Source organism: Arthrobacter ginsengisoli, assembly GCF_031456935.1.
In the GTDB taxonomy this organism is placed as follows: Bacteria; Actinomycetota; Actinomycetes; order Actinomycetales; family Micrococcaceae; genus Arthrobacter; species Arthrobacter ginsengisoli.
In genome coordinates this window covers 1-7,622 of record NZ_JAVDVQ010000050.1, presented here as the reverse complement: position 1 = coordinate 7,622, position 7,622 = coordinate 1, and the positions used below count along the sequence as shown (strand labels likewise).

At 64.6% G+C, this 7,622-nt stretch carries 8 protein-coding genes; 3 read left to right on the top strand and 5 right to left on the bottom strand.

The window, feature by feature from the left end:
• The 4 genes from J2X01_RS21735 to J2X01_RS21720 form a co-directional block, all read right to left on the bottom strand.
• Window positions 1–1,055 (bottom strand): aminopeptidase P family protein (locus tag J2X01_RS21735; RefSeq protein WP_310062568.1); only part of this gene is annotated, 1,055 nt, incomplete at its 3' end.
• A gap of 284 nt (window positions 1,056–1,339) precedes the next feature.
• Window positions 1,340–1,912, bottom strand: coding sequence for a GNAT family N-acetyltransferase (locus tag J2X01_RS21730; RefSeq protein ID WP_310062566.1), 573 nt, complete (start codon window positions 1,910–1,912; stop codon window positions 1,340–1,342).
• Window positions 1,913–2,014: 102 nt separating this feature from the next.
• On the bottom strand, window positions 2,015–3,385 hold the full coding sequence (locus J2X01_RS21725) for an MFS transporter (protein ID WP_310062563.1): 1,371 nt from the start codon (window positions 3,383–3,385) through the stop codon (window positions 2,015–2,017).
• 223 nt (window positions 3,386–3,608) lie between these two features.
• Entirely contained in the window at window positions 3,609–3,992 is a 384-nt protein-coding gene (locus J2X01_RS21720) for an isochorismatase family protein (RefSeq protein ID WP_310062560.1), read from the bottom strand.
• On the opposite strand from J2X01_RS21720, the gene J2X01_RS21715 reads away from it, so the two are divergent.
• Window positions 3,970–4,281 carry an IclR family transcriptional regulator domain-containing protein gene (locus J2X01_RS21715; RefSeq protein WP_310062557.1) on the top strand — a complete coding sequence of 104 codons (312 nt, stop codon included), beginning with the start codon at window positions 3,970–3,972 and terminating at the stop codon, window positions 4,279–4,281. The two genes, J2X01_RS21720 and J2X01_RS21715, sit on opposite strands and share 23 nt — an antisense overlap.
• On the opposite strand, the gene J2X01_RS21710 is transcribed toward J2X01_RS21715, so the two are convergent.
• On the bottom strand, window positions 4,278–4,931 hold the full coding sequence (locus tag J2X01_RS21710; protein ID WP_310062570.1) for a GntR family transcriptional regulator: 654 nt from the start codon (window positions 4,929–4,931) through the stop codon (window positions 4,278–4,280). The two genes, J2X01_RS21715 and J2X01_RS21710, sit on opposite strands and share 4 nt — an antisense overlap.
• Window positions 4,932–5,092: 161 nt before the next feature.
• On the opposite strand from J2X01_RS21710, the gene glyA reads away from it, so the two are divergent.
• Window positions 5,093–6,433: a serine hydroxymethyltransferase gene (glyA, locus tag J2X01_RS21705; RefSeq protein WP_310062554.1), complete on the top strand. Its 1,341-nt coding sequence runs from the start codon at window positions 5,093–5,095 to the stop codon at window positions 6,431–6,433.
• Window positions 6,430–7,622 (top strand): sarcosine oxidase subunit beta family protein (locus tag J2X01_RS21700; protein WP_310062551.1); only part of this gene is annotated, 1,193 nt, incomplete at its 3' end. The genes glyA and J2X01_RS21700, both read left to right, overlap by 4 nt.

Sequence of the window (7,622 nt, the reverse complement as noted above, 5' to 3'; positions counted from 1 at the left end):
GCTTCCCGGCCGTAGTAGTGGCTGAGCACGCCGAAGGAGTGTCCGTAGCCGAAGGTCCGGTTGGCCAGCAGTCCGTGGCCCACGTAGATCTCGTTTAGTTCGGCGGCGATGTCCTTGCAGACGGCTCCGGGCTTGATGAGTTCGAGACCACGCTTGTGGACCTCCACGTTGATGTTCCACAGCTCCAGGGAACGGGCGTCGGGTTCGCCGTAGAACAGGGTGCGCTCCAGGGCGGTGTAGTAGCCGGAGGTCATCGGGAAGCAGTTCAGCGACAGGATGTCGTGTTCCTGGATCTTGCGGGTGGTGGCCCAGTTGTGGGCGCCGTCGGTGTTGATGCCGGACTGGAACCAGACCCAGGTGTCACGGATTTCGGAGTCCGGGAAGGTGCGGGCAATTTCGTGGACCATGGCTTCGGTGCCGATCAGGGCGACCTCGTATTCGGTGATCCCAGCGGTGATGGCGTTGCGGATGGCTTCGCCGCCCAGGTCGCCGATGCGGGCGCCGTGCTTGATGACCTCGATCTCTTCGGCCGATTTGATCATCCGCTGGCGCATGGCTGCCTGGGCGACGTCGACCAGGGTGGCAGATTCAAAGGCTGCCTGGATCTTGTTGCGGTTGTCCAGCGGGAGCGAGTCGTCTTCGACGCCGATCCGGCGGGGGTTGATGCCGCGGGTGCGCAGGGCCTCCTGGATGGCGAAGATGTAGTTGTCCCGGCGCCAGTCGGTGTAGACCACGTTGTCACCGTAGCTGCGGCGCCAGGGCATGCCGGCGTCGATGTTGGCCGTGACGGTCACGGTGTCGTCTTTGGTGACCACCATGGCGTAGGAGCGGCCGAAGTAGGTGAAGAGGAAGTCGGAGTAGTACTTGATGGAGTGGTAGCTGGTCAGGACGACGGCGTCCAGGTTCTTCTCTTCCATGATGCGGCGCAGGCCGGACAGCCGGCGTTCAAACTCGGCGTCTGAAAAGGTCAGCTTTTCCTTTTGTCCGTTGTGCAGGACCTTGAGTCGCTCCAGTTCGGCGATGGACGAAGCGTTGTCGGATGACGTGATGGTCATTGTGATGCCTTTCTGAAGTGCTCTTTTTGGAGGGGGTACGTGGTTCAGCGGTCCCCTGCTGGATGAGGCGGTGCCGCCCGGTCCCAGACCGGAGCCGCACTAAGGTATTTTGGAGTTGCATTCAGCGCAACGCTGTTGCACCAGAATAGGCGTGACCCGCGGCACAGTCAATGCCTGAAGCACAGTATTGCTGAATTTTTCGCCAGGACGATCAAAGATAGGAGTCAATTCGTTGCTCTCAGTGAGACTTTGTTGCAGAGAAGTGCTCCCCCGGCGCGGCCTGGCTAGCGAAGTTCGCGGCGCATCAGCACGCGAGGAAAGCCATTGAGCACGGAGTCAGTGTCGGCGGCCTTAACGAAGCCTGCCGCTTCGAAGAGCTTCCTCGTGCCGACATAGGCCATGGTGAGGTCCACCTTCTTGCCCTTGTTGTCGACGGGGTAGCCCTCGACGACAGTCGCACCGTGGCTGCGGGCGAACTCTACAGCGCCGGCCAGCAAGCGGTGGGAAATTCCCTTGCCGCGATGTCCGGGCCTGACCCGAATGCACCACACCGACCACACGTCGAGGTCGTCCACGTGCGGGATCTTCCGGTTGCGCGCAAAGTTAGTGTCGGCGCGCGGATGGACAGCCGCCCAGCCCACCACCTCGCCGTCGTCGTACGCCAGCACCCCGGGCGGCGGATTCTGCCCGACCAGTTCCTTCACAAGGCTCCCGCGCTCGGGGCCGCGCAATGCCACGTTTTGTTTCGAAGGTATTCGGTAGCTCAGGCACCAGCACACGTTGGCATCGGGACGCTTGGGGCCAAGTATCGTTTGCACGTCCTCGAACTGTGTCGCCGGACGAATTTCGATCGCCATGTCGTGGAGTCCTCTCGGCTCCCTCCTGATTCTAATCCCACGCAAAACGCCCGGCTGGAATGCACCAGCCGAGCTCCTGCGTGATCTCCCCGCTTTCGGACCTCAGGCCCTGTGCGGCGGCTCGCCCCCGGAAGCCACGGCAGCGTGAACCCTGGAATCCGGTTCTTCGAGGGATGATGCCCGCATCGAGCGGCCGCTGCTCTCCGGCAGGAGGAAGGCGGCCAGGAGTGCCGCGGCGGCAATCACCGTGAGGTAGATGGCGGGTGCGAGCTTGTTGCCGGTGCTGGCAATGAGGAACGTGGCCACGAACGGTGCGGTGCCACCGAAGATCGCGTAGCTGACGTTGTAGGTGATGGCCGAAGCGGTGTACCGCACAGCCGTCGGGAAGACTTCCGAGAGAAGGACTGCCGTTACCACGTTCGCCGTCACGGCACCCACGGCCAACAGGAGCTGGCCGGCCAGGGCGTTGCCGAATCCGCCGGCGGAGGCCAGCAGGTAGGCGGGGACGGCCAGGCCACCGAGGAGGAGCGAGGAGGCCACCATCGTGGTTCGGCGGCCGATCTTGTCGCAGACCCGGCCCAGGACAGGCGCCATCGCGGCGGCAAACGCCAGGGCGATGACGTTGCTCATCAGCACCTGGTCCGCCGGGAGTTTCGCAACCTCCCGCAGGAACGTGGTCATGTATGTGGAGAAGGTATAGAACGAAAGCGCGGTCAGGCTGATGTAGCCGCCGAGGGTCAGCATGGGCTTCCATTGCAGGCGCAGCGTGTCGCGGAGGGGTGCGTGCACCTCGACGGCGCTGTTGAGCACTTCCTGGAACATCGGGCTCTCATCCAGCCGCTGCCGGATGTAAAACGCCACCAGGCCCAGCGGAACCGCCACCAGGAACGGGATGCGCCATCCCCAGCTGTCCATGGCTTCGGCCGGAAGGTTGGCCGTGAGCAGATAGCACAAGAGGGCCGCGGCGGAGAACGAGGCGAAGGTTGCGGCAGGCATCCAGCTGCTGTAGCGCGAACGCTGATCTGCGGGTGCATGCTCAATCACGTAGGTGACCGCGCCGGCGTATTCGCCGCCGGCCGACAACCCCTGGACGCTGCGGGCCAGGGTCAGCAGCACGGCGGCCCAGATGCCGATGCTGGAGTAGGACGGCAGGAGGCCGATCGTGGCGGTTGCGCCGGACATCAGCAGGACGGTCAGGGCCAGGACCTTCTTGCGGCCGATCCGGTCCCCGAGGGCACCGAAGTAGGCTCCGCCGAGCGGACGCAGGGCGAAGGCGACGGCGAACACGGCGAATGTCTGGAGCAGGCCGGTGATGTGGTCACCGGCCGGGAAGAACGTCCTGGCGATGATGGGCGCGAGGAACCCGTAAATCGCGAAGTCGAACCATTCGACGACGGTTCCGGCGGCGGCCGCGCCGGTGACCTTGCGCAAAGTGGACTTGGTGCTCGGGCTGGGGACTTGAAGCGTACTCATGATGCTCCTGGGTGGATTGCATGGTCGTTGATTCTCGGCGGAGGGCACGTAGGCGATTGCGGCACCGCGAACGTTGCTCTGGAACCAAATTAGTTGCTGAATGTGCAACTCCGATTGCCGTTCTGTTACAGCTGCGTAAAGCCGGATCAGCACGCCCAGCGGGGACGAAAAAGGCGGCCAACTCACGTGGGTGAGATGGCCGCCTTTCGGCGCCACCGGCGGGTTACGGGGTGGTGGTTTCGCTGAACTTGGGGAGGTTGTTCAGGTAGGCGATGACGTTTTCGAGGGGTTCGACGTCGCCGAATTTGGAGTCGATGTCGAAGAGGTTCCAGGCCCCGGTGCCGGCGACGCGGTCTCCGACGGCCTCGCGGACCACGATGGGGCGGAAGCCTTCGGCGATGGCGTCTTCGACGGTGTGGCGGACGCAGCCTGCGGCGGTGACGCCGGTGATGATCACGGTGTCGATCCGGTTCGCGGTGAGGAACTGCTGGAGGTTGGTGCCGGGGAAGGCGCTGGCGCGCTTCTTGGTGATGACGAGTTCGCCCGGCGCCGGGGCGATGCGGTCATCGATCTTGACGGCGTCGATGCCTTCGGCTAGGAGTTCCACCGCGCCCGGGAGCGGCCTGGCCGGGGACTTTGCGGTCGAGCTGCAAAGGGTCCTTGAGGCCGGCTATGCCGTCAACGACGGCCTCACCACCCCGGAAGAATTTGGCGTCTCAGCGCTGGTGCGTGATTACAAAGGCGCTGTGGTGGGCTGCATTACAACGTCCGCGCCCAAGTCCCGCATTCCGGAGTCCATCATCGGCGAGTTGGCAGCCGGCGTCGTTGCTGCCGCCGCCGCGGTCTCGGCCAGACTGGGCTATTCAGCCCCGGAGCGCCAGGAGGCGGCCTCCTAAAGCACCCGCCGGACGCTTTTTTCGAAACTTGAGACGTGCTCGAGGGCGAGTTTCCCGGCAAGGTCGGCGTCGCCATCCGCGACCGCCTCAAGCAGCCCGACGTGCTCGGCGATGTGTCCTTCCACCGAGGGAAGCTTGTCCAGCACCAGGCACCAGATCCGGGTGGCCAAGTTGTCGTAGCGGATCAGGGTGTCTTCCAGGTGGGGATTGCCCGCGGCACGGTAGATCAGCCGGTGCACGGTGAGGTCATAGCGCATCAGCTCCCGCTTGTCACGGGGCGTGGAGTCGATGCCGGAGATCGTCCGGGCAACGTCACGGAGTTCCGCGCGCACGCCTGCGCTGGCATTGGTTGCGGCACGGCGGGCCGCCAGCGGCTCCAAAAGCTCGCGGATATCCGAGACATCCGCCAGTTCCGTGATGTCAACGATGGTGGCGAACGTTCCCCGGCGAGGGTAGGACACCACCAGATGGTCAACTTCGAGCCGTTTGACCGCCTCGCGCACTGGAGTGCGGCCGATACCGAGTTCAGCGGCAAGCTGCCCGTCATTGATGGGTTCGCCCGGCCTGATGTCGAGCATGATCAGCTTGTCGCGCAGCTTCCGGTATGCGGACTCCGCCTGGGAGAGGGCAGCACCGTCTCCGGGCGGCATCACGGGAAGTGCATTCACGGCGCGGCTCCGTTCCTGGATTCCAGCCGGAAGCTTGATTCGACTTTGCTTCCGGCTATTGACTCTTATGTGATCCCAATCATACCATTGACCTCACACTGATATATCAGTCATAGCAATAGTGGTATTTCAAAGGAGTAACCGTGGTTGAGCAGTTGAACGAGCGACTTTCCGTCGTCGATCCCGAGGTCGCACAGGCCGTGGCAAGAGAGCTGGACCGCCAGCAGTCCACCCTGGAAATGATCGCGTCCGAGAATTTCGCCCCTGCATCGGTCATGGAGGCGCAGGGCTCGGTCCTGACAAACAAGTACGCCGAGGGCTACCCGGGCAAGCGCTACTACGGCGGCTGCGAGCATGTGGACGTAATCGAACAGCTGGCCATCGACCGGGTCAAGGCCCTGTTCGGGGCGGAAGCGGCGAACGTTCAGCCGCACTCCGGCGCGCAGGCCAACGCCGCCGCCATGTTCGCCCTGCTGGAACCGGGCGACACCATCATGGGGCTCTCGCTGGCACACGGCGGACACCTCACCCACGGCATGAAGATCAACTTCTCCGGCAAGCTTTACAACGTGGTCCCGTACCACGTGAGCGAGGACAGCCACCTGGTCGACATGGCCGAAGTCGAAGCCCTGGCCCTTGAGCACCGCCCCAAAATGATCGTGGCCGGCTGGTCGGCATACTCCCGGCAGCTGGACTTCGCGGAGTTCCGCCGGATCGCCGACCTGGTCGGCGCCTACCTCATGGTGGACATGGCACACTTCGCCGGCCTCGTCGCCGCCGGGCTGCACCCGAACCCTGTCCCCTACGCCGACGTCGTCACCACCACCACGCACAAGACCCTCGGCGGCCCGCGCGGCGGGGTCATCCTGAGCAAGGAGGAGTACGCGCGCAAGATCAACAGCGCGGTGTTCCCCGGCCAGCAGGGCGGCCCGCTGGAGCATGTGATCGCGGCCAAGGCCGTTGCCTTCAAGGTCGCGGCGTCGGCCGGATTCCGGGAACGCCAGGAACGCACCCTCGAAGGCGCCCGCCTTCTCGCCACCCGGCTGCTGAAGGATGACGTCGCCGCCGCCGGGATCTCGGTGGTCAATGGCGGTACCGATGTGCACCTGGTCCTGGTGGACCTGCGCCACTCGGAGCTGGACGGGCAGCAGGCCGAAGACCGGCTGCACCAGATCGGCATCACCGTCAACCGTAACGCCGTTCCGTTCGACCCCCGCCCGCCCATGGTCTCCTCCGGGCTGCGGATCGGTACCCCGGCCCTGGCCACGCGCGGCTTCGGCGGCGCCGAATTCGCGGAGGTGGCGGACATCATCGCCTCCGCCCTCACTTCACCGGCAACAGACAACGAACTCAGCGACGATATCGCCGCCGGCCTCCGCCGGCGCGTCAGCGCCCTGGCGGGAAAGTTCCCGCTTTACCCGCACCTGGGCGAGCAGGCGGCGGCCCCCGCACTTGAGGCAGAACTGATTGGAGCAGCACAATGAGCACGGAACAGCTTCCGGAGCATCCGGAATTCCTCTGGCGCAACCCGGAGCCGAAGTCCTCGTATGACGCCGTGATTGTCGGCGGCGGCGGACATGGACTGGCGACGGCGTACTACCTGGCCAAGAATCACGGGATGACCAACATCGCGGTCCTGGAAAAGGGTTGGCTCGCGGGCGGCAACATGGCCCGGAACACCACGATCATCCGTTCCAACTACCTCTGGGACGAGTCCGCGGCGATCTACGAGCACGCGTTGAAGCTGTGGGAGATCCTGCCGGAGGAACTCGAGTACGACTTCCTGTTCAGCCAGCGCGGCGTGATGAACCTGGCCCACACGCTGGGCGACGTCCGCGAGAGCATGCGCCGTGTCGGGGCCAACAAACTCAACGGCGTGGACGCCGAGTGGCTGGACCCGAAGCAGGTCAAGGAACTCTGCCCGATCCTGAACATCAACGACAACATCCGCTACCCGGTGATGGGCGCGACGTACCAGCCCCGCGCCGGCATCGCCAAGCACGACCATGTCGCCTGGGCGTTCGCCCGCAAATGCGATGAGCTCGGCGTGGACATTATCCAGAACTGCGAAGTCACCGGCTTCCTCAAGGACGGAAACCGCGTCGTCGGCGTCAAGACCAACCGCGGCACGATCCACACTGAAAAGGTCGGCCTGTGCGCGGCCGGACACAGCTCGGTGCTCGCGGAAATGGCCGGTTTCCGGCTGCCCATCCAGTCCCACCCGCTCCAGGCACTCGTGTCGGAACTCCACGAGCCCGTCCACCCCACGGTGGTCATGTCCAACCACGTCCATGTCTACGTCTCCCAGGCGCACAAGGGCGAACTGGTGATGGGCGCCGGCGTGGACTCCTACAACGGCTACGGCCAGCGCGGATCCTTCCACGTGATCGAGCACCAGATGGCAGCCGCCGTCGAACTCTTCCCGATCTTCGCCAGGGCCCACGTGCTCCGGACCTGGGGCGGGATCGTGGACACCACCCTCGACGCCTCCCCCATCGTCGGCACCACCCCGGTGGAGAACATGTTCGTCAACTGTGGCTGGGGAACCGGCGGATTCAAGGGCACCCCGGCCGCCGGTCTGACCTTCGCGCACACGATCGCCACCGGAACACCGCACACCCTCAACAAACCCTTTGCCCTGGAGCGCTTCGAAACCGGCGCCCTGATCGACGA